At 47.4% G+C, this 20254-nt stretch carries 18 protein-coding genes; 10 read left to right on the forward strand and 8 right to left on the reverse strand.

Annotation, left to right across the window (positions count from 1 at the left end; translation table 11 throughout):
• Positions 1–401: 401 nt before the first annotated feature.
• The 3 genes from HB364_RS26735 to HB364_RS26745 all read right to left on the reverse strand — a co-directional run bounded on the left by HB364_RS26735 (position 402) and on the right by HB364_RS26745 (position 5487).
• On the reverse strand, positions 402–1781 hold the full coding sequence (locus tag HB364_RS26735; RefSeq protein WP_167291482.1) for a tetratricopeptide repeat protein: 1380 nt from the start codon (positions 1779–1781) through the stop codon (positions 402–404).
• A 36-nt stretch (positions 1782–1817) separates the two neighbouring features.
• A complete protein-coding gene (gene gyrA, locus HB364_RS26740; protein WP_167291483.1) occupies positions 1818–4424 on the reverse strand; it encodes a DNA gyrase subunit A in 2607 nt (868 codons plus the stop codon).
• A gap of 172 nt (positions 4425–4596) precedes the next feature.
• Positions 4597–5487 carry an SAM hydrolase/SAM-dependent halogenase family protein gene (locus HB364_RS26745; RefSeq protein WP_167291484.1) on the reverse strand — a complete coding sequence of 297 codons (891 nt, stop codon included), beginning with the start codon at positions 5485–5487 and terminating at the stop codon, positions 4597–4599.
• A 418-nt stretch (positions 5488–5905) separates the two neighbouring features.
• Between HB364_RS26745 and HB364_RS26750 the strand changes: the two genes are divergently transcribed.
• Together HB364_RS26750 and HB364_RS26755 are read left to right on the forward strand one after the other, a co-directional pair.
• A complete protein-coding gene (locus HB364_RS26750; protein ID WP_167291485.1) occupies positions 5906–7285 on the forward strand; it encodes an oligosaccharide flippase family protein in 1380 nt (459 codons plus the stop codon).
• Positions 7275–7787, forward strand: a complete 513-nt coding sequence (locus HB364_RS26755; RefSeq protein WP_167291486.1) for a hypothetical protein — start codon at positions 7275–7277, stop codon at positions 7785–7787. Before HB364_RS26750 ends, HB364_RS26755 begins: the two co-directional genes overlap by 11 nt.
• Before the next feature lie 134 nt (positions 7788–7921).
• On the opposite strand, the gene HB364_RS26760 is transcribed toward HB364_RS26755, so the two are convergent.
• Positions 7922–8878 (reverse strand): FkbM family methyltransferase, encoded by a 957-nt coding sequence (locus tag HB364_RS26760; RefSeq protein ID WP_167291487.1) that lies wholly within the window; start codon positions 8876–8878, stop codon positions 7922–7924.
• Positions 8879–8990: 112 nt separating this feature from the next.
• On the opposite strand from HB364_RS26760, the gene HB364_RS26765 reads away from it, so the two are divergent.
• The gene (locus HB364_RS26765; protein WP_167291488.1) at positions 8991–10019 is read left to right on the forward strand and encodes a hypothetical protein; all 1029 of its coding nucleotides are present in this window, start codon (positions 8991–8993) and stop codon (positions 10017–10019) included.
• 11 nt (positions 10020–10030) lie between these two features.
• Here the strand turns inward: HB364_RS26765 and HB364_RS26770 are convergent, their stop codons facing one another.
• A complete protein-coding gene (locus HB364_RS26770; RefSeq protein ID WP_167291489.1) occupies positions 10031–11194 on the reverse strand; it encodes a sigma-54-dependent transcriptional regulator in 1164 nt (387 codons plus the stop codon).
• Between the two features lie 133 nt (positions 11195–11327).
• Here HB364_RS26770 and HB364_RS26775 point away from each other — a divergent pair, with 133 nt between their 5' ends.
• Entirely contained in the window at positions 11328–12053 is a 726-nt protein-coding gene (locus HB364_RS26775) for a DUF4846 domain-containing protein (RefSeq protein WP_208420109.1), read from the forward strand.
• A 337-nt stretch (positions 12054–12390) separates the two neighbouring features.
• Here HB364_RS26775 and HB364_RS26780 read toward each other — a convergent pair whose 3' ends face one another.
• Both HB364_RS26780 and HB364_RS26785 read right to left on the reverse strand, forming a co-directional pair.
• On the reverse strand, positions 12391–13719 hold the full coding sequence (locus HB364_RS26780; protein ID WP_167291491.1) for an alpha-L-fucosidase: 1329 nt from the start codon (positions 13717–13719) through the stop codon (positions 12391–12393).
• A 202-nt stretch (positions 13720–13921) separates the two neighbouring features.
• Positions 13922–14908 carry a pyruvate dehydrogenase complex E1 component subunit beta gene (locus HB364_RS26785; protein WP_167291492.1) on the reverse strand — a complete coding sequence of 329 codons (987 nt, stop codon included), beginning with the start codon at positions 14906–14908 and terminating at the stop codon, positions 13922–13924.
• Positions 14909–15117: 209 nt separating this feature from the next.
• Between HB364_RS26785 and HB364_RS26790 the strand changes: the two genes are divergently transcribed.
• From HB364_RS26790 to HB364_RS26810, 5 genes are all read left to right on the forward strand, one after another.
• Positions 15118–16143 carry a sensor histidine kinase gene (locus HB364_RS26790; protein WP_167291493.1) on the forward strand — a complete coding sequence of 342 codons (1026 nt, stop codon included), beginning with the start codon at positions 15118–15120 and terminating at the stop codon, positions 16141–16143.
• On the forward strand, positions 16143–16838 hold the full coding sequence (locus HB364_RS26795) for a LytR/AlgR family response regulator transcription factor (protein WP_167291494.1): 696 nt from the start codon (positions 16143–16145) through the stop codon (positions 16836–16838). The genes HB364_RS26790 and HB364_RS26795 overlap by 1 nt, the downstream gene beginning before the upstream one ends.
• Positions 16839–17031: 193 nt before the next feature.
• Positions 17032–18075 carry a sensor histidine kinase gene (locus HB364_RS33585; protein WP_167291495.1) on the forward strand — a complete coding sequence of 348 codons (1044 nt, stop codon included), beginning with the start codon at positions 17032–17034 and terminating at the stop codon, positions 18073–18075.
• Positions 18047–18763, forward strand: coding sequence for a LytR/AlgR family response regulator transcription factor (locus HB364_RS26805; RefSeq protein ID WP_167291496.1), 717 nt, complete (start codon positions 18047–18049; stop codon positions 18761–18763). Before HB364_RS33585 ends, HB364_RS26805 begins: the two co-directional genes overlap by 29 nt.
• Before the next feature lie 191 nt (positions 18764–18954).
• Positions 18955–19119, forward strand: a complete 165-nt coding sequence (locus tag HB364_RS26810; protein ID WP_167291497.1) for a hypothetical protein — start codon at positions 18955–18957, stop codon at positions 19117–19119.
• 137 nt (positions 19120–19256) lie between these two features.
• Here HB364_RS26810 and HB364_RS26815 read toward each other — a convergent pair whose 3' ends face one another.
• The gene (locus HB364_RS26815) at positions 19257–19652 is read right to left on the reverse strand and encodes a hypothetical protein (RefSeq protein ID WP_167291498.1); all 396 of its coding nucleotides are present in this window, start codon (positions 19650–19652) and stop codon (positions 19257–19259) included.
• A 195-nt stretch (positions 19653–19847) separates the two neighbouring features.
• Here HB364_RS26815 and HB364_RS26820 point away from each other — a divergent pair, with 195 nt between their 5' ends.
• Entirely contained in the window at positions 19848–20207 is a 360-nt protein-coding gene (locus tag HB364_RS26820) for a single-stranded DNA-binding protein (RefSeq protein ID WP_167291499.1), read from the forward strand.
• The last annotated feature ends 47 nt before the right edge of the window (positions 20208–20254 follow it).

Genomic DNA, 20254 nt, shown 5'->3' on the forward strand with positions numbered 1-20254 from the left:
GCTTTGAGCCTTGCCTCTTCGTGAAATTAGTTTCTTGGTGTAATGATCTCTTTGCTGTTGGTCAGTATGCAAACCAGGTGCTTCAGGCCGGTGAATCGGATAATGTCGGCGTGGCTTCCAGGTCTACATGGTTTTTGTCATGAATGTCCTTGTACACTCTTAATTCGCCCGATTTCTCGCCACTGCGGTAGCCCATCCAATACGTAAAGCATGGTACCGTGACGAGAATAAACACGATTAGCAGCAGATCGTTGTAGGTTGACATGGTCACGTTGATTTAAAGGTTAGGAATCCACTTAAAAATAAAAAAAACCTCGTAATTAACGAGGGTTCCTTTAATTTATTCTTAACAAGTTCCCGATTTAGCTGCCTGTTTTGGGGCTGCTAAAAGGTTTTACTTATTAGTGTTTGCGGTCTACATTGTTGAATTTCTCGGTGTACAGGGTTGTTTTTTCCTGTAACTTCTTGATATCCGCGTCGTATTGCTTCATTTCAGCCGTTGCCTTCTTGGTTTCAGCCGCGTTCCGCTTTGTTTCCAGTTGACTGGTCTTTTCTTCATTGATCGTGATCAACAGGTCCAGGGCATTCTTCAGGATTTCCTTGTCTTCCATTTTCAGCTTGCCTTGCTTGTCCAGCAGCTCATCAACCTTTTCAAAATACGGAGTGGCTTCGTCAAATTTCTTTACTACTTCCTGGCGCAGTTCTTCTTTCTTTTTCAGTTGATCGGGCGTCAGTTTGGTGCCGCCTTGCGGACGGATAGCCTTGTTCTCGGTATTGATGTCAACACCCTGGTTGTACAGGATCTGTCCCATTACCATATTGGCATTGGCATAATCAGGCTTCTTTTCCAGGGTACGTTTCATCATTTCAGCAGCCTTGGCAATCAGGTCTTTTGAATTGGCCGGACGCTTGGTAACGTCTTCCTGGTAACCTTCTTTGTACAGTTCAACAGCATAGTTGAACAGGAAGATATGATTGTCCGGATTTTCCTTGATCACCTCTTCATATTTCTTGAACAGATCCGCTTTGGAGCCTTTATCGCTCAGCATTTCGAGGTCAAAACCTGTCCAGAAAGAATCCTGGGGATATACTTCTTTACCCAGTGCAGAGAACTTTTGTGCGGTAGCTATATCATTCTTCTCACGATAGTGAGCGGCCAGCCATTTGTAGATCTCTACAAAACCTTCGCTTTTGGCTTTGGCTTCTGCGATTTTAGCATAATAAACAGCAGCCTCATCAGGCTTGCTGGCTTTTTCAGCAGAGATACCTGCGTATAAAGTAGTTGTGGTATCCAGCTTCATCGGTACAATACCTCTTTCGGCCAGTACATCAAATACATCGAGGGTCTTCTTGAAGTTGTTCAATGCTTCATTGTAGTTGCCGGCATTATAGAAAGTAGCGCCATCTTTTGAATAACCGGAATACACATCTATCAGCGGCTGGTTACCTTCAAAGGTCATCAGCAGGTATCTTTTCTTCTCATCTTTTTCCTTGCTCTCTATTTCCAGGTATTTTTTAATCGCTTGGAAAGCTGCTTCCCGGGCATCGGGTACGCTGGCCTTCAGGGTTGAATCCTTGCTGATAGCCAGGTAGATCTTGGCTTTCTGGAAATAAGGTTCTGAAAGAGTCTGGTTCTTTTCAACAGCCAGCACTCCATCAATCTCGGTTTTTGCCTCGGTCAGTTTCTTCTTTCCGAGCAGGTCTTTAGCCTTATCCAGTTTTTGGGCATACAGACCAGATCCTGTAGCGGCCAGCAATACGATCAGCAATACTTTTTTCATTGTTTGCTTTTATTAGTTTAAAGTGATAGTTGGTTTTTATGGGTTGTCAGTACTTTCCTCAGATGCGGTTTCTGTATCTCCGGTTGCCTGTTCATCGCTATTTAATCCGGCAGTACCGGCTTCAGCAGCGGGGACAATGGCTGTATTTTCGGCCGTTTCCTCATCATCCTCATCCAGTTTGGTAATAGCGGCGATCTCGTCCCCGTCATTCAGGCGGATCAGTTTTACGCCCTGGGTAGCCCTTCCCTGTTCACTAACCCCCTTGATCGGCATCCGGATGGTAACACCACTTTTACAGGTGATCATCAGGTCCTCTTTTTCCGTTACATCAAGTATGCCCACCAACGGACCGGTCTTATCAGTAACAGTGATGGTCTTTACACCTTTACCGCCACGGTTGGTGATCCGGTATTCATCTATCGCTGTACGTTTGCCGTACCCTTTTTCACTTACCACCAGTACTGTACGGGATTTGTCGTCCTTGCCGACACATATCATGCCAATCACTTCATCATTGGAATCTTCTATTTCAATACCGCCCACACCAATGGCGCCACGGCCGGTAGCCCTTACTTTTGCTTCCGGGAAACGGATGGCGCGGCCGCTTTTTACAGCCAGCATGATCTCGCAATTGCCATCTGTCATCTTTGCTTCCAGCAGTTCATCGCCATCCAGGATCGTGATGGCATTCACCCCTGTTTTACGGGGATTGCTGAAGTCTTCCAGTTCGGTCTTCTTCAAAACACCTTTCTTGGTGCAAAGTACAATATTGTGGCTCTTGACAAAGTCTTTGTCTTCGAGGTCTTTGACGTCAATGATGGCGCGCACCTTATCATCCGGCGGCAACTGGATCATGTTCTGGATAGCCCTTCCCTTGCTGGTTTTCTCTCCTTCGGGGATCTGGTATACATTGAGCCAGAAGCAGCGTCCCTTTTCCGTAAAGAACAGCATGGTATGGTGGGTGGAGGCCACGAACAGGTGTTCGATGTAATCCTCTTCCCGGGTACGGCCGCCGATCACACCACGGCCGCCTCTCTTCTGGGCGCGGTATTCTGTAGCGGAAGTACGTTTGATATAACCAAGGTGGGAAATGGTGATTACCACATCCTCTTCCTTGATGAGGTCTTTGATGCTTACTTCATCATCGAGGTAAGTGATCTCGGTCTTACGTGCATCGCCGAATTTATCTTTTATTTCCTGCAGCTCCTTTTTGATCACATCGTAACGCATGCCTTCATTGCCCAGCAGTTCCTGCAGGTAAGCGATGAGCTTCATCAGCTCTTCATATTCTTCCTTGATCTTCTCACGTTCCATGCCGGTTAAGCGTTGGAGACGTAATTCGAGGATGGCCTTGGCCTGGATCTCATCCAGTCCCCAGCCTGCATTCACGAGGTTGTCTTTGGCGATTTCCGGCGTAGCAGAGGCGCGGATCATGGCGATCACTTCATCGAGGTGATCCAGGGCGATGAGGTAGCCCTGCAGGATATGCGCTTTCTTTTGCGCTTCCCTCAGTTCAAATTCCGTACGGCGCACTACCACTTCATGGCGGAACTCCACAAACTCCGTGACCATATCGCGTATGCTCAGGATCTTGGGACGTCCCTTTACCAGCGCCACATTGTTGATGCCGTAAGAGGTTTGTAATTCGGTGTATTTATAAAGCTGGTTGATCACCACATTGGCGATGGCATCCCTTTTCAGGTCTACCACGATGCGGGTACCTTCTTTTTCGTTGGATTCATTGTTGACGTGGGCGATGCCTTCCACGATCTTTTCATTCACCAGTTGACCGATACGGTCGCATAAAGCATCCCGGTTTACCTGGTAAGGCACTTCGGTGATGATGATCTGCTCCCGGCCGCTGGGCTTGGAATCCAGCATTACCCGGCCACGCAATACTACCCGTCCGCGCCCACTGTACATACCGGCTTTCACGCCTTCCATACCGTAGATGATGCCACCGGTAGGGAAATCGGGCGCCTTCACATAGCTCATCATTTCTTCCACCGTGATATCGCGCTTGTCAATGTAAGCGATACAGCCGTCAATGACTTCAGAAAGGTTGTGCGGCATAATGTTGGTGGCCATACCGACCGCAATACCGCTGGAACCATTCAGCAACAGGTTGGGAATGCGGGAAGGCAATACGGTTGGCTCTTTCATCGAGTCGTCGAAGTTGAGCTGGAAATCCACTGTTTCCTTGTCAATATCTTCCAGCATGGCCTCTGCCATTTTTTCGAGACGAACTTCCGTATAACGCATGGCCGCCGGTCCATCGCCATCCTGGCTACCGAAGTTACCCTGACTGTCAACCAGGGTGTAGCGCATGCTCCAGTCCTGCGCCATACGCACCATGGCGTCGTATACCGAGCTATCACCATGCGGGTGGTATTTACCCAACACATCTCCTACAATACGGGCAGATTTCTTATACGGCTTGTTATAAGTAACTCCCATTTCATTCATCGCATACAGGATGCGCCGGTGAACCGGTTTTAATCCATCCCGCACATCGGGTAAGGCACGACCTACAATCACCGACATCGAATAGTCAATGTAGGCGGTTTTCATCTGCTCTTCAATGTTCACGGGTACGATCCGGTTCTGATCATTCGTTTCTAATGGTGTGAGATTCTCTTCCATAGCTGTATTTAGCTGATTTTATCCATTTTATGTCCGTCGGGATGACGGATCGCGATGGGTGGCAAATTTACCCTATTTACCCCGGAATACCCGTTATAAATCAGTGTTTTTTGACCTCACTTTTCCACGATTGTGGAGAAGAACAATGACCTGAATACGAAAGCCTTTGGGATCATTTCACGGGAACGATTTTTACCTTCCATTCCGGCCCGCTGCTGATATGAAAGGAATCGGCAAAACTCCGCATATTAAGTGCGAGGGAAAAGTTCATCAGGCTGTTCAGGTAAGCCAGGGGCTGCCCTTCCGGAACAGCGCCAAAAGTGCTGACCACCGGCACCGGCCGGTTGAATACAACGGAGTCCCGGAAAGTGATTATTGCCTGCACTTTTTTATCAGGTGAAAGCTGTAATTTATTGAATATCGAGTCGTTAATGTTCGTCCAAATATTCCCATATTGAATATCCAAAACAGGTATGTTTCCTGCCAGGGTATCCCCTTTCAGCACCGGTTTCTGGTAGGGAATCCTCACTACCGAGTCGCCCAACAGCGGGCCTACCTCTTCAAAACTGATGACGCCGGCGGCCAGGCGGGCGCCGGTATAGGCATAAACATCCCGCCCATGAAAGGTATAGGATTTCCGGGAGTCTTTTCTTCTATTTAATTCTTCATCAATTTCCCTTACGGATTCTATACCAATAGATTCTGCTATTAGTGTAAGCGTGCCATTATCGGGTGTTACGAAATACTGTCCAGTGCGTGTTTTTGCCACCACCGACTTTCTACCGGTACCTACGCCCGGGTCTACCACCGATACGAATACCGTTCCGGCCGGCCAGTAAGGCGCCGTCTGCTGCAGCCGGTAAGCTGCCTCCCAGATGTTATAAGCGGGGATCTCATGGGTAAGGTCATACAGCTTCAGGCCCGGGTCTACTTCCGTAGCCACGCCTTTCATAGCGCTCACAGCGCCGTCCTTTACCCCGAAATCACTTTGGAAGACAACTACTCCATTTTTGGAGGTGCAGGCGCTTAAAGCGACCAATAAGATACCATAAATAGCTTTCATCTTTTACAGTTTGAGCAGAGCCGGAAGTTAATTGTTTTTCTGCCAAACGGGTTTCACCGGATCCGGTGAGGGATAATTTTTCGTATATTACAAAAAGGCCTTTTCTGCCTATTTCTATGTTTGGGAAGCAATATTATAAAAACCTCTTTTTGATCAAAGCCGCCATGGCATTGAGTTTGCCAATCGGAAATAATATAAACCCGCATCCCACCTGCATTTGATCCCTGTTTTCTTACTACTCCTTTACTTCTCCCTTACTATTGCCTTACTTCTCCCTTGCCTTTACTATGGGACTGCCCGGGGACTACTATGGAACTACGAGGGGACTGCCATAGGACTGATAGAAATCCAAGGTTGCGTAGTTTCCACTAACTACCTATTCATTAATATGTTAATTTCACGCCCAAAGTAAGTCCACTTGAAGTTTTTGAAATCATCCTTTTGGTTACATTCCATTTTTTATACCCTATTACAACGTTTTTCCCTCTTCTTTTTTGGAGCCGTTTCCTTTATTGTGCTTGTCCGGGGATTTTCCAAACAGGACCATGGTGTGGAAACGAATGGCGTATGGGCCATGTATGTAACCATTCTTTCATTGTTTGAAGCCATCAAACAGGGCCTGTTGCGCAACCCTACCATCAAGTTCCTGGGACTGACCGAATATGCAGATAAAAAGAAGGAGGTGCAATCCTCCTCCCTTGTGATCAATATTTTATGCTCTGCATTGGCTATCCTCTTGTTCACCGTTGGGGGCGGCTGGCTGGCGCATTTTTTCAAAATGCATGACCTGATACCCATGCTGGCCTGGAGTGCCTTTTTCGTAATGCTGCTGATCCCTTATAACCACTATGAGGTGCTGTTGCAGGCGCATTACCAGTTCCCGAAGATCTTCTGGGCCTACTTTGTACGCCAGGCGATCTTTTTTACGGGGGTGATCCTGCTCACGTTTGTATACCCCGAACACCTTACCCTGCTGAACCTGGTGCTGGTACAGATCGGCGCCCTGTTGGCCGGTGTACTGGTATTGTTCCGGTCTACAGCTTCTTACCGCTTGCGCGGTTTCCATTATGATGTCAAGATCATGCGCGGCATGTTCCACTTTGGCAAGTATATTTTCGGCACGAACCTGTTCTCCAATATGGCCCGCACATTTGATCACTTTGTAACGGCCAATATACTACCTCCGGATATAGGCAAACACTATGTGTCTTATTACAACATCGTAGGCCGTATCAATAACATGATTGATGTGCCCTCACTGGCTGCTGCCGATGTATTGTTTCCCAAAAACGTGCAAACGCTGGAAACGGACGGGCTGGGCAAGGTGAAGTATTATTTTGAACGCATGATGGGTACCATCCTGGCATTGATTGTACCGGTATCCTTGTTCATCTTCCTGTTTCCCAAATTCATTATTTATGTGCTGGCCGGCCCGGGATATTACGATGCTATCCCCATCCTGCAACTGACCATCCTCTTCAGCCTGGTGCGGCCACTCGGTTTCCAGTTTGGCTCCACGCTCGATGCTATCGGAAAACCGCAGGCGAATTTTTATGTAAGTGTCGGCCTCACCCTGTTTAATCTGGTGGCTACCTATATTGCCTTGCATAAGTTTGACGGCATGGGCGCCGCCTATGCAACAATTGTATTCAATATCGTATCTTGTTTTGTACTGCTGGCTATCCTGAAGAAGTATGTGCATGTAGAGGTCAGGAATATTGGCAAATACATGATCCAGAGTTATAAGGACCTGTTTGGTTTTGCCCGCAAAAAACTAATAAAGACGAGTGGATCTTAAAGCAGCCATCCTGGAGCAACATTCCAAAGCACAAACCGACCGGATTGTGCAGTATGTAGGCCATGACAAGAAGCGGTTCAATGAATTGATGAAAGTATTTTTAACCGGTGATGCCCTCATACAGCAAAGGGCCGGCTGGCCACTGAGCTACTGTGCACAGGAAAATCCTTCCTTTGTACTCCCCCACCTCGAAAAACTGCTGACCTTACTGAAGAATCCCCGTGTACACAATGCAGTAACCCGGAATATTGTACGCCTGCTGCAGGATATAAAGATCCCCGAACGCTACCAGGGCCCTGTAATGAATACCTGCTTTGAGTTTATCGCCTCTCCTACCCAGCCTGCGGCGGTTAAAGCCTTCTCATTAACGATATTGGAACACCTGGCGGATGATTACCCCGATATTATCCCGGAACTGAAACTGATCATTGAAGAACAATGGCCGCATGAAACGGCGGCTTTCCATTCACGGGCCAGGAAGATATTGAAGAAGTTTGGCTGATATTCTTAGTCCGCAGAGTCCCCTGCGGGAGACTCCGCGGAGAACCTAGGAAGTTTGGCTGATGCTAATGAAGGTGCACTTGTGTTGCCGGAGGCAACGAAATAGTGATTCGAGGCTGCAAGCCTCGAATAGCCTTATTGCATCTTGAAGGCATAGATCATGCCCATATCACTGATGGCCTTGGTGGGACGCGGGAATACAACACTGCTGAAGCCATTGGCGCTAAGCAGTTTTTCCAGTGACTGATACCCCTTGAAGTGCCACTCAATAATGATGACTTTGATCTTCGCCAGCAGTCCGCTCTCATGGAGCTTTTCGAGTATTTCATATTCCGCTCCTTCGCAATCTAATTTAAGGAACAACTCTTCTGCAGGGTGTTTGCTGAATATCTCCTGCACCACTTCCCGGATATCCCTGATCTGTACCGTGATGGTATGAGCCGTATCGGTATCAATGCGCTCCAGGAAGAAATCGGTGGTGCTCTTGGTAGCGCTGTCTACATTGCTGATAGGAATGACCAGTTCGGAAGTGCTGCCGCCTGCGCCGAGGTTATAAGGCACTATTTTATGGCTGATGGCGGGATTGAGTTTGAAGTTGTCTACCGCTGCGTCATAAGTTTCCTTGAAGGGTTCGAAGCTATATACCTTTTGCACATTACCCATATTGGCAAAGTACAGGGAGGCCACGCCCACATTCATGCCCACATCACATACCACCAGGTTTTTATTATAATGCAGGCTGTACAATCCCTCAATAAAAAGCTCGCTGGCCACGTAGTAGTTCTCGAATGAATTGGCCCTGATCTTTACCTGCTCCCAGGTGATGTACACTTCCTTGCCTGTATTATCAATCTTTACCTTGTCGTGCTGCGCAATGTCCAGCAACAGGTCGAAGCTGAAACGGCAGGGCGCTATTTGTTCAATGGCAAAAGCCTGCCCGGTTTTATTGATCACTATCTTTCCCTCCTTAACGGAAATCTCCTGCACCCTTTCGAGGGGAAAGCTGTCTTTGGCCAGAAAATGGGCTATCCGGTAGCTTTTAAATTTGAGAAAAAAATAGAATAAGTTGATTGCTTTGATGAGCTTCTTCATGAAGGAGGAATGTTACTGTCGGTTGTTAGGAGGCGGCAATATATATAAATTATTGGTGCAGTGCAAGATTCCCTTTCTTATAGAGTATTTTTTCTACTATCTTGGGCGGCAAATGAGGATCGCGTTCACGATATGTACCAATAGCTTTCTGTCGCTGGCCCGGGTAGTGGGCAATTCATTGAAGGCACACAACCCGGATTATACCTTTTTTATTGGCCTGTGCGACCGGCGGGAGACAGACCTGGAGCCCTGGTATGAAGGGTACCAGGTAATTCCCTGTGACGAAGCAGGCATTGAAGACCTGGAAGGCATGGCTATTCATTATGCCGTCAGTGATATCAAGAATGCCCTGAAGCCCTTTTTCCTCGAATACTTTGCCCGTAAATATCCCCAGGCAGAACATATTCTGTTCATTGACCCGGACATGGTGATCTATGAAAAGCTGGAAGAGATTACCAGCCTGCATCAACAAGGTGATATCCTGCTGTTTCCCCACCTGCTGCAACCCCAGCCTTTCGATGGTAAGTCGCCCGACGAAATATCTTACCTGGCGACCGGCACGTATAACCTCGGCCTGATCTCGGTTGCCGTTAATGAAAATACACTCCGGTTTATTACCTGGTGGCGCGACCGCCTGCGGCATTATTGTTATGTAGACTGGAAGGCAGGTTTATTTTATGATCAGAAATGGATTATCCTGGCGCCGGTGTTCTTTGACAAGGTGCTGGTGGTAAAACATCCCGGCTATAATGTGGGCTATTGGAACCTGATGGAACGCGCCATCACAAAGGTCAACAACAAGGTGATGGTAAATGGGACCTATGGCCTGGCCATTTACCACTTCAGCAATGTGCACATCACCGGCAATAAGCTCTTCACCGATCAGCAGAACAGGTATACCGAAACCGACTTCCCTATTTTGATGGAGCTTTTCCAGGGTTACCGCAAAGACCTGGTAACAGAAGGCTATGAAACCACCCGGAAGAAAGTGTGTTACTATGCCAATATGCATGAGAACCATTACCGGGAACTGGCGCGTAAAACCACCAAGGGCAGGATCAAGCTATGGATAAAAGAAAACTTCCCCCGGTCGTGGAAAGCTAAATTGAAGAAAGCATTGTCGGGATTGATGGAAGGATAGAAAGCCCGATGCTATTTCTTCGGTAGTACATAAGTCTCCACATCCTCTTTTACAATAGTCTTGCCCGATAAGATGATAAGACGTTCTACCACGTTGCGCAATTCACGAATATTACCAGTCCAGTTATGTTGCTTCAACGCATCGAGTGCATCCGGCTCAATACCCTTTTTGGTAATGCCATAATCGGCGCAGATATCGCCCAGGAATTTATCTACCAGTAAAGGAATATCATCCCGGCGGTCATTGAGTGATGGCACGTGAATGATGATCACACTCAGGCGGTGGTATAAGTCGAGGCGGAAATTCTTTTCATCTACTTCCTGTAACAGGTCCTTATTGGTAGCGGCAATGACCCGTACATCCACATTGATGTCCTTATCGCCCCCTACCCTGGTGATCTTCCCTTCCTGCAGGGCCCGCAATACCTTGGCCTGCGCGCTGAGACTCATATCACCAATCTCATCCAGGAAGAGGGTGCCGCCATGCGCCTGTTCAAACTTGCCGATACGCTGTTTAACGGCAGAAGTGAAAGACCCTTTCTCATGGCCAAAGAGCTCACTTTCGATCAACTCACTGGGAATGGCCGCACAGTTAACCTCGATCAGCGGACCTGATACCCGGTTACTTTTTTCATGCACCCAGCGAGCTACCAGCTCCTTACCTACCCCGTTCTCGCCGGTTACGAGGATACGGGCATCTGTGGGAGCCACTTTATCAATGGTTTCTTTAATACGTGCAATGGGACCAGACTCCCCGATCATTTCCTCCACTTTGCTCACCTTACGCTTCAGCACCTTGGCTTCCGCTACCAGGTTGGTTTTGTCCATGGCATTGCGGATGGTGATCAGCAGGCGGTTCAGGTCTGGTGGCTTGGAAATATAGTCATAGGCGCCTTTCTTTACTGCTTCTACGGCTGTTTCAATAGTACCGTGGCCGGAGATCATGATTACAGGTACATCAGGGTTCGCTTCCCGGGCCTTGTCCAGGAATTCAATGCCATCCAGTTTGGGCATTTTGATATCGCATAATACTACATCGTAGCTTTTTTCCTTGAACTTCTTGAGTCCTTCCTCACCATCCCCTGCTTCATCAATTTTATAGCCTTCATAGGAAAGTATCTCGCTCAGCGTTTTACGGATTGCCTTTTCGTCGTCGATAATTAATATGTTTGACATATGCTTAACTGTCTTTTTCTATGGAAAATTAAAGCCTGTTCATCTACGCAAGATAAACCCAAAAGTAATGATATGTACTGACCGCCGGCCAGCTAATTTTTCTCTTCTCCTCTTGTCAATTATCCTGCCGTTTTTGAGCAGTTGCCAGGAAAGAGGGAGCCAACCGGCTCCTGCTGCTACCGGAAGCCCTGTTACACTACAAAAAGTAGCCAATATTGCCCTGCCGGCCGGGTATAGCCGTATGAATGGCGGCGACAGTTCTTTTGCCCAATGGTTGCGACAATTACCGCTGAAAACAGACAATAAAGTATACCTGTATGACGGACGTTTGAAAGGCAATCAGGCTGCCCAGTATGCCGTACTGGATATACCCATTGGTAAAAAAGACCTGCAGCAATGTGCCGATGCGGTCATGCGGTTACGGGCGGAGTTCTTTTATCGCCGCGGTTTGTACAGCCGTATCTGGTTTGCAGATAACAATGGCAAGAAGTACATCTGTCCTGCCGGAGCTGATACGCCACGTTTTGAAAAATACCTGGAGCAGGTATATGCCTGGTGTGGCACCCTTTCCCTGGAAAAACAATTGAAACGCGTGCCGGTATTTGGCGACATTCAGCCTGGTGATGTGATCATTAAAGGAGGATCGCCGGGGCATGCTGTAATGGTCATGGATGTAGCCATTAACAAGGCCGGCGAAAAGATCTACCTGCTGGCGCAGAGCTATATGCCGGCACAAAGCATTCACATTTTAAAAAATCCTATGGATCAGCGCCTGAGCCCCTGGTATAAAGCAGATAATGAACAGGTTATAGAAACGCCGGAGTGGACTTTCACCCAACAGCAGTTACGCCGCTGGTGACATAAGGGTTATCCTGTACAGGAGCACGATTCGTAAAAGTCCTATTGCATAGACTGTCCCTGTTTATTACTTTAGTACCAGCATCATCCTTTGAAAAAACTATTATTTAATCTAAAAATGTCCCTATGAAGGCTCAGCTCAACATTCAGAGTCCCTCTGTCAGCAAAACTGTTATGCGTTTAACCCTCGTTGGAGGTATTTTATTAGCCGCCGTTTACGCTTTTTTAATGCTTTGTTCTTCAGCAATCAAAATTATTGAATAGGTCGGATGACCCTATAGCAAGCAAAATGCCGGTGACAATCACCGGCATTTTGTGCTTACTTTGAGTGAACCCTATTATCGTGTTACCTCTACCTCCAGCACGGTATCATACTCCTCTTTTGGTACTGCCTTGGTGTCAATCACTACATAGCTATCCGCCAATACCTGGTACTTCACCGGTGTTTTGCCCATGAAGGTTTTGATGGATTTGATCTTATAAGGAATCTTCAGGAAGAGCTTTTCTTCGGGCGCCTCCAGTAAATGCAGGTACACTTTGTTGCCCTTCTCTGTTACTGCGCCCCAACTTTGTGGCGTAATAAATCCTCCCCTGGTGCCATAAATAGTTTCGCCATAGGTCTTCAGCCACTGGCCCATAGCAGCCAGGCGCTCTGTAAACTCCGGCTGGATAACACCATTGGGCATCGGCCCGATATTCAATAAGAAGTTGGCATTATAACCCGCTGCTTTTACCAGGTACTGCACCAGCTTTTGGTTGGATTTGTAATTGCGGTCGGTGATATTAAAGCCCCAGGAATCATTGATGGTCTCACAGGTTTCCAGTGGCAGTTTGGATACAGCTGCTCCGCCAAAGCCGGTTGTATTACCGCCGGGCAGGTCTTTTTCAAAGGCCTGGAAATCCTCGCCCGGTATGGGTGTAAGGTGGTGGTTATTGCTGATCATACACTGCGGCTGCAGGCGATGGATAAGACTGTATATTTCGTCATACTTCCAGTCTACTTTGGATACAGCCTTTTTATTGTGGTCATTTTCCAGTTGGTCCCAGTGGCCATCGAACCAGATGCCGGCCACCTCTCCATAATTGGTCAATAATTCCGTAAGCTGGGCTTTCATGAAATTGATATAGCCGGGCCAGTTGCTCTTTTCCGTACGGCCGGTGCCTTTACCGGTACGGCCTGTTTCATATTGATAATCGCTGCGGTACCAATCCAGCAGAGAGTAATAAAAGAATAGCTTCACGCCCTGGCGATGGCATTCATCTGCCATCTGTTTCACAATATCTTTCCCATAAGGGGTGCCCATGATATTCCAGTCAGACTGTTTGGTATCCCACAAGCTGAACCCATCGTGGTGGCGGGTAATGAGGGTGATGTATTGCATACCGGCATTTTTGGCGGTGCTCACCCAGGTCTTTGCATCAAAGCTGATGGGATTGAAGATATTGATAAGCCGGCGGTATTCCGGCACCTGTATATTGCGCTGGTTCATTACCCATTCCCCATGTCCCAGCACACTGGAAGCGCCCCAGTGAATGAACATGCCAAAGCGGGCACTGTCGAACCACTTACGGGATTCCATGTTTTTGGGGGAAGGTGTATAGCCAGACTGACTGAAACCGGTGCAGGTAATGATGGCGAATACGAAGGCAAGCGTTAGTCTGATCATAGCGAATTGTTTGGAAAATGGAAGATACTGATATTACGTTAATTGAGCAGGTATCCTGATATTTTGCGCAATCGATTTACCAAGGGTAGCCCCTACGGGGCAGATTTAAACATGCCTTGTTTTCTACAAAGCGATAGCCCCTATGGGGCAAAAAAATCCCGGAGCAATTGCTCCGGGACCTATATGATAACGATTGTTGTTCTTATTTCTGCAGGTACATTACTTCCTTCACCAACTTCACTGTGCGGGGCACATCAGGCAGTGCAGCCGCTACGAGGTTCGGGGCATAGTGCAGCGGTGCGTCAGCAGCCGTGATACGGCGGATGGGGGCATCGAGGTAATCGAAAGCTTCCTTCTGGATGCGGTACGCAATTTCAGAAGATACAGAGCACATAGGCCACTGCTCTTCCACGATCACCAGGCGGTTGGTTTTCTTCACGCTCTCCACGATGGTCTGCCAGTCCAGCGGACGGATGGTGCGCAGGTCAATCACCTCTGCACTGACGCCTTCTTTTTCCAGCTCGGCAGCAGCGCCCAGGGCTACTTTCATCATTTTGTTGTAGGAAACGATGGTCACATCGCGGCCCTGCTTTTTCACATCGGCCTTGCCAATAGGGATGAGGTATTCCTCTTCAGGTACTTCCCCCTTATCACCATACATCACCTCACTTTCCATGAACATCACCGGATCATTGTCACGGATGGCCGATTTCATCAAACCTTTGGCATCGTATGGGTTGGAGGGAGAAATTACTTTAATACCGGGGATATTGGCATAATAGCTTTCAAAAGCGGTAGAGTGCTGGGCGCCCAACTGGCCGGCAGAGCCATTAGGTCCGCGGAATACGATGGGGCAGCTAATTTGTCCGCCGCTCATTGCCAGCATCTTAGAAGCGGTATTTAAAATTTGATCTAAAGCCAGTACAGCGAAGTTCCAGGTCATGAACTCTACAATAGGACGCAGGCCATTCTGGGCGGCGCCTACTGCGATACCGGTAAAACCCAGTTCGGCAATGGGGGTATCAATTACCCTTTTAGGGCCAAACTCGTCCAGCATACCCTGGCTCACTTTGTAAGCGCCATTGTATTCTGCCACTTCTTCACCCATCAGGAATACATTAGGATCTCTTCTCATTTCTTCGCTCATCGCTTCGCGCAGCGCTTCACGAAATGCTATTAATCTTGCCATCCGGTTTCTTGGTTTTATTATTATACTCCCGACTGCACTAAAGTTTCATCGGGCGACGCAAAATTATTGGTTGCGAGGCAGATAAACAAATGATTCCATCTTTGTCCTCAGGCCCCTCAAAACTGTCCATACGTCAAACGGATTTCCCCTGCCCTCCTGTATGGAATAGGTTTGTGTGGCTTACGTGGTATTATCGTAATTTTCTATCTATGAATTGGTGCTGGAAATATCTTTTCCCTTCTTTATATGGCTTGCTGGTCTATGCTACTATCCGGCTGATCAATGATACCCTGGCTTATGATAAATTCTGGGAGCGTCCGCTGATCTTAAATACTATTGAGATAGGCTTTACCTTATTGATGGGTTATATTGTATACTTCTCCTTACAGCGCGTATTTCGTTATTTCGACCGGTTCCTGAAGGAGGGGGCGGCATCCAAAACCATCCTGCGGGAGCTGTTTTGGGTTTTTGTAGTAACAGAGACCGGGGTGAACCTGGTGATGACGCCCATGGTTGCACTAACCGACGACGGGCTATCGTGGGGCGATTTCGCTATCATCAATGTCATTCCGCTTTTGTATAATCTCATTTATTATGCGGTGGTGCGCAGCAACAAATTACTGAAGGCATACATTGACAATAAAGTACAATTGGAAAAGATCACCAATGATCACCTGCAAACAGAGCTGAAGTTCCTGAAAGCGCAATACCATCCGCATTTCCTGTTCAATGCCCTGAATACGGTTTACTTCCAGATGGATGAAGATGTACAGGCCGCCAAGAAAAGCATTGAAAAGTTCTCCGGCCTGCTGCGCTACCAGTTGTACGACCAGCAACAAACCGTTTCTATTGGCCAGGAGATACAGTACCTGACCAATTTTATAGAACTGCAGCAGGTACGTACTTCTGATAAGTTACAACTGACCGTTAACTTTGATGCCGGATTGAATGGTCAGCAGATCTATCCCCTCCTGTTGTTGCCGCTGGTAGAGAATGCCTTTAAGTATGTGGGAGGCCGTTACAAGATCAATATTGACGCAAAGCTGGATAATAATAACCTGTTGTTTACGGTTACCAATTCTATCCCGGTGAATATACCGGCAAAGGCGAACAGCGGTATCGGACTTGAAAACCTGAAAAGAAGGCTGGAACTGTTGTATCCCGGCAAGAGTACACTGAGCACCCATAAAGAAGCCGATTCTTTTTCGGCCGAATTGCAAATAAAACTGAACTGATGCCACGCAAGATCACCTGTATTATAACCGATGATGAACCCATGGCCCGCAAAGGCTTACAGGGATATGTGGAGAAGATTGACTTCCTGCAGTTGACCGGCGTTTGTGAAGATGCCCTTCAACTGAATACCTTGTTAAAGCAACAGCCGGCCGACCTGCTTTTCCTGGATATTGAGATGCCCTATATTACCGGCATAGATTTTTTGCAGCAAACACCACATCCTCCCAAGGTAATCTTCACCACGGCCTATGAGCAATACGCTATCCGCGGATATGAGCTGGATGTGCTGGACTACCTGCTGAAGCCCATTTCTTTTGAGCGCTTCCTGAAAGCAGCCAATAAAGCCTTTGATTATTTTCAGCCCGCCCCGGCCGCTGAACAGACCTATATTTTCGTGAAGACCGATACCCGGCTGGAAAAGATCAGCTTTGCAGATATCCTGTTTGCAGAGGCCATGGAAAATTATGTAGCCATCTATACGGCTGATAAAAAGTTCATCACCCACTCCACCCTGAAAGGCATGCAGGAAAGCCTGCCTGCGGCTATGTTCATCCAGCCTCATAAGTCGTACCTGGTAAATATGAATGCCATTGGTGCGGTAGAAGGCAATATCCTGCACATCGGTAAATACCAGGTGCCTATTTCCAAATACCAGAAGGAAGAGGTGATGGAAAGGATCGGGTATAGGAAATAGTTGCCGGTTCTTTAGTGCAAATTTGCTGTACTTGTTTTCCTGCTTCCGGTTTTTCAACTTTTGGTCTTCCTGACTTTCCGGCTGCTGTTTGGGGGTACTAAATTGCATTTAGTACAATTTTACCTGCATTCACGGTGCTTTTTACGATTTTTATAGCGTGAAGAACAGACTACGCTTGCACATCCTTTTTTGGGTGGCTTATCTACTGCATGAAACAGCCATGGAATATGCCTGGTTCAATTCTTATTTTCCGGATGTAACGATCGGTGAAAGGCTATGGCTGGCCGTCCGCACGGTATTGTATATGGCCCCTTCCAAGGCATTGCTGGTATATTTCTTATTATGGTTCGTTATTGACCGGGGCATTAACAGGAATAAATCGATCCCATTGCTGATTTTGGCGGCCCTCCCCGTCCTGCTGCTCTCCATTTTGCTGTACCGGGTTACCCTGCATTATTATGTAGTGCCCGTTTTGCTGAAAAATGCCTGGAAGGATGATCAGTTATTGAAATTACAGCGGGTGTTATCCGCCTTCCTGGATGTTGGTTTTGTCGCAGCCTGCGCGGTAGCCATGAAGCTGCTGCGGATGAATTGGCTGAGCCGGGTCAGGGAAAAGAAGCTATTACAGGAGAAGCTGGAAGCAGAGCTGAAGTTCCTGCGAACGCAAACCAACCCGCATTTCCTGTTCAATACGCTGAATAACATTTATGCACTGGCACGTAAAAAATCGGATGATACAGCCGATGTGGTGATGAAGCTGTCCAAGCTGCTCCGTTTTATGCTCTATGAATCACGCAAGGCACGTATTTCGGTGAGCGCAGAGATACGCATGATCGAAGATTACCTGGAACTGGAGAAGATCCGCTATAACGAACGGCTTACGATCCATTTTGAAAAGGATATTGACGACACGGCCCAGCAGATTGCGCCCCTGCTGTTATTGCCCTTCATTGAGAATGCTTTTAAACATGGCGCCAGCGAAACAAGGTTTGATTCGTATATTCATATAAAGGTAGAACTGAAAGACGGCCAGCTACGGTTTTGTATTGAAAACTCAAAAGAAGAGAATGGCGATACCACGGTTACCGATAATATCGGCCTCAGCAATGTACGCCGGCAACTGGAACTGATGTACCAGGAACACAGCCTGCAGGTAGATAACCAGAAAGACCGTTTTACCGTTCACCTCACTATTAACCTTAACAAAGATGCAGCGCTATCATTGTCTTATTATTGAAGATGAACCACTGGCCGCCGAAGTATTGCAGGACTATATCCGGCAGGTGCCCTTCCTGGAACTGAAAGGCGTAGCCAGCGATGCCATCTTTGCCATGGAACTGCTTCAGCAGCAAAAGATCGACCTCATTTTCCTGGATATTCACCTGCCCAAACTGAAGGGCTTCGATTTCATCCGCACACTGAAACAGCCACCACATATCATTATTACCTCCGCCTATCATGAATATGCCCTGCAGGGCTATGAATACAATGTGGTGGACTACCTGCTAAAACCTATTGAGTTCAGCCGTTTCCTCATGGCAGTGAATAAGCTCAAGCAATCGCCCGTACCGGCTGTAAGCATCACCTCCTTTATACCTCCACCGGAAAGGGCCTACCTGTTTTTCAATGTGAGCAAAAAGAAGGTAAAAGTGTACCTCGATGAGATCCTGTATATCGAAAGCCTGAAAGAATATATTCGCATTTATACCAAAACAAAGAATATACTCACCAAGTTCCAGTTGGGGCAAATAGAAGAACTCCTGGCCAAAAACAATTTCCTGCGTATCCACCGCTCCTTTATCGTGGCGAAAGACAAGATTGAGGCTTTTACCGCCACTGATGTGGAGATTGCCGGCAAACAGATACCCATTGGCAGAAGCTATAAAGAGCTGGTACAGTCCATCCTGGAAAAGAGTGCCGGATAAATACTGTCACGAAAGGCAGCCTTCTGACTACAAAATACCATTTTAGGGGTACCAGTGAAATACTATGGCCGTTATGGCAGGCTGGTGGGCATTATCCCTGCACTGGTTGAATAGTACCGGCAACAGTGCAGCAAAGTTGTTGGTGAACTTATCTATTATATAGGAAAGTCTGTTCACCTATAGAGTAAGCCATGAAAAAGTTTGTATTGCCACTTTTGCTGGTAATGGGTGTTTTATACCTGGTATCAGGAAAGATGCACCAGCCGGCGCCAATAACAACATGCAGCAGCACACAACCCGAAAAAGATGGGCTACTGCCGGTAGAGATGGTATGGTGGGCGCTGGAAGTGCCGTAAACAATTATTACATGAAGGAGAAGGTTCCGTTGGTGTTACGTTAAAGCAGGTCAGTCAGACCTGTCGTTTGACCGGCTATCCCCTCTGCGGGTAGCCGGTTTTTTATTGGCAGTACCGGCCCTGTTTTAGCGCGCCTGTTATTCCCGGTTTCCGGTCCCGGCCAGTTTTTGTGTCCTGTTCCGCACAATGATGCACTTATCATGGTCCACTTCCTTGAACCCATACTCATAACAATAGTAGTAAGTCTCTTTGTCCCTATTAACAAAGATGCCGGTAAAGAAATCGAACCGGTATCCCTTTTTGGCCAGTTCAGCTTTTGACCGGGCCGTTGCTTTTTCTACCCCTTCCATGGTTTCTTCCAATATGCGCCGGTTGCGCCGGAGGATGTTATTGATGTTGCGTACATGGTTCACAGCATCGCTGTTTAACTGGTTATTGTAGTTATTGCGGCAGGAGTCGTCACAAAACTTCTTATCCGCCCTTCCTTTAACCGTTTTCCCACAGGCAGGACAGTTTCTGGTTTCCGTATTCATAGTCAATGATTTATAGCGTAAAACGGATGGTAGTAGCCGTTTGTAAGCGCTTACAAACGTTTACAAACACTTACATCCGACTATAAACGACAAAAAACCGACTATGGATTTCCCGGGGGTACATCTTTGTGGTGACGGCAGGCAATAATGCCGGTCCGGAATAAAAAAATCAATCACTATTTAAAACTTAGCATTATGTACGCACTTAGAAACAAAGTTCAACTGATCGGACGTATAGGCATGGCACCGGATATAAGGATCACACCCCAGGGAAAGAAATGGGCGCGCTTTTCCCTGGCCACCCATGAAACTTACCGGAATGTCCAGGGAGAGAAAGTAACAGAAACACAATGGCATAACCTGGTGGCCTGGGGTAAGCTGGCCGAACTGACCGAGAAATACCTGGTTAAAGGAAAAGAAGTGGCCATTGAAGGTAAGCTGGTAAACCGTAGTTATGAGGATAAAGATGGCACCAGGCGGTATATAACGGAGATCCTGGTAAGTGAAATATTGTTCATCGGAGCGCAACGTCCCGCTGCAGCAGAAGCCGCATAGCCAATAATCCGTACCCTTCCTGCAAAGTACGCAGCTTACCACTTCGG

It is taken from the genome of Paraflavitalea devenefica, from assembly GCF_011759375.1.
In the GTDB taxonomy this organism is placed as follows: Bacteria; Bacteroidota; Bacteroidia; order Chitinophagales; family Chitinophagaceae; genus Paraflavitalea; species Paraflavitalea devenefica.

What these genes read in the sequence shown, in the direction of transcription:
- HB364_RS26735 (WP_167291482.1), bottom strand. Translation starts at nt 1,781, where the DNA reads ATGAAAAAAGTATTGCTGATCGTATTGCTGGCCGCTACAGGATCTGGT.
- gyrA (WP_167291483.1), bottom strand. Translation starts at nt 4,424, where the DNA reads ATGGAAGAGAATCTCACACCATTAGAAACGAATGATCAGAACCGGATC.
- HB364_RS26745 (WP_167291484.1), bottom strand. Translation starts at nt 5,487, where the DNA reads ATGAAAGCTATTTATGGTATCTTATTGGTCGCTTTAAGCGCCTGCACC.
- HB364_RS26760 (WP_167291487.1), bottom strand. Translation starts at nt 8,878, where the DNA reads ATGAAGAAGCTCATCAAAGCAATCAACTTATTCTATTTTTTTCTCAAA.
- HB364_RS26765 (WP_167291488.1), top strand. Translation starts at nt 8,991, where the DNA reads ATGAGGATCGCGTTCACGATATGTACCAATAGCTTTCTGTCGCTGGCC.
- HB364_RS26770 (WP_167291489.1), bottom strand. Translation starts at nt 11,194, where the DNA reads ATGTCAAACATATTAATTATCGACGACGAAAAGGCAATCCGTAAAACG.
- HB364_RS26780 (WP_167291491.1), bottom strand. Translation starts at nt 13,719, where the DNA reads ATGATCAGACTAACGCTTGCCTTCGTATTCGCCATCATTACCTGCACC.
- HB364_RS26785 (WP_167291492.1), bottom strand. Translation starts at nt 14,908, where the DNA reads ATGGCAAGATTAATAGCATTTCGTGAAGCGCTGCGCGAAGCGATGAGC.
- HB364_RS26790 (WP_167291493.1), top strand. Translation starts at nt 15,118, where the DNA reads ATGAATTGGTGCTGGAAATATCTTTTCCCTTCTTTATATGGCTTGCTG.
- HB364_RS26795 (WP_167291494.1), top strand. Translation starts at nt 16,143, where the DNA reads ATGCCACGCAAGATCACCTGTATTATAACCGATGATGAACCCATGGCC.
- HB364_RS26805 (WP_167291496.1), top strand. Translation starts at nt 18,047, where the DNA reads ATGCAGCGCTATCATTGTCTTATTATTGAAGATGAACCACTGGCCGCC.
- HB364_RS26810 (WP_167291497.1), top strand. Translation starts at nt 18,955, where the DNA reads ATGAAAAAGTTTGTATTGCCACTTTTGCTGGTAATGGGTGTTTTATAC.
- HB364_RS26815 (WP_167291498.1), bottom strand. Translation starts at nt 19,652, where the DNA reads ATGAATACGGAAACCAGAAACTGTCCTGCCTGTGGGAAAACGGTTAAA.
- HB364_RS26820 (WP_167291499.1), top strand. Translation starts at nt 19,848, where the DNA reads ATGTACGCACTTAGAAACAAAGTTCAACTGATCGGACGTATAGGCATG.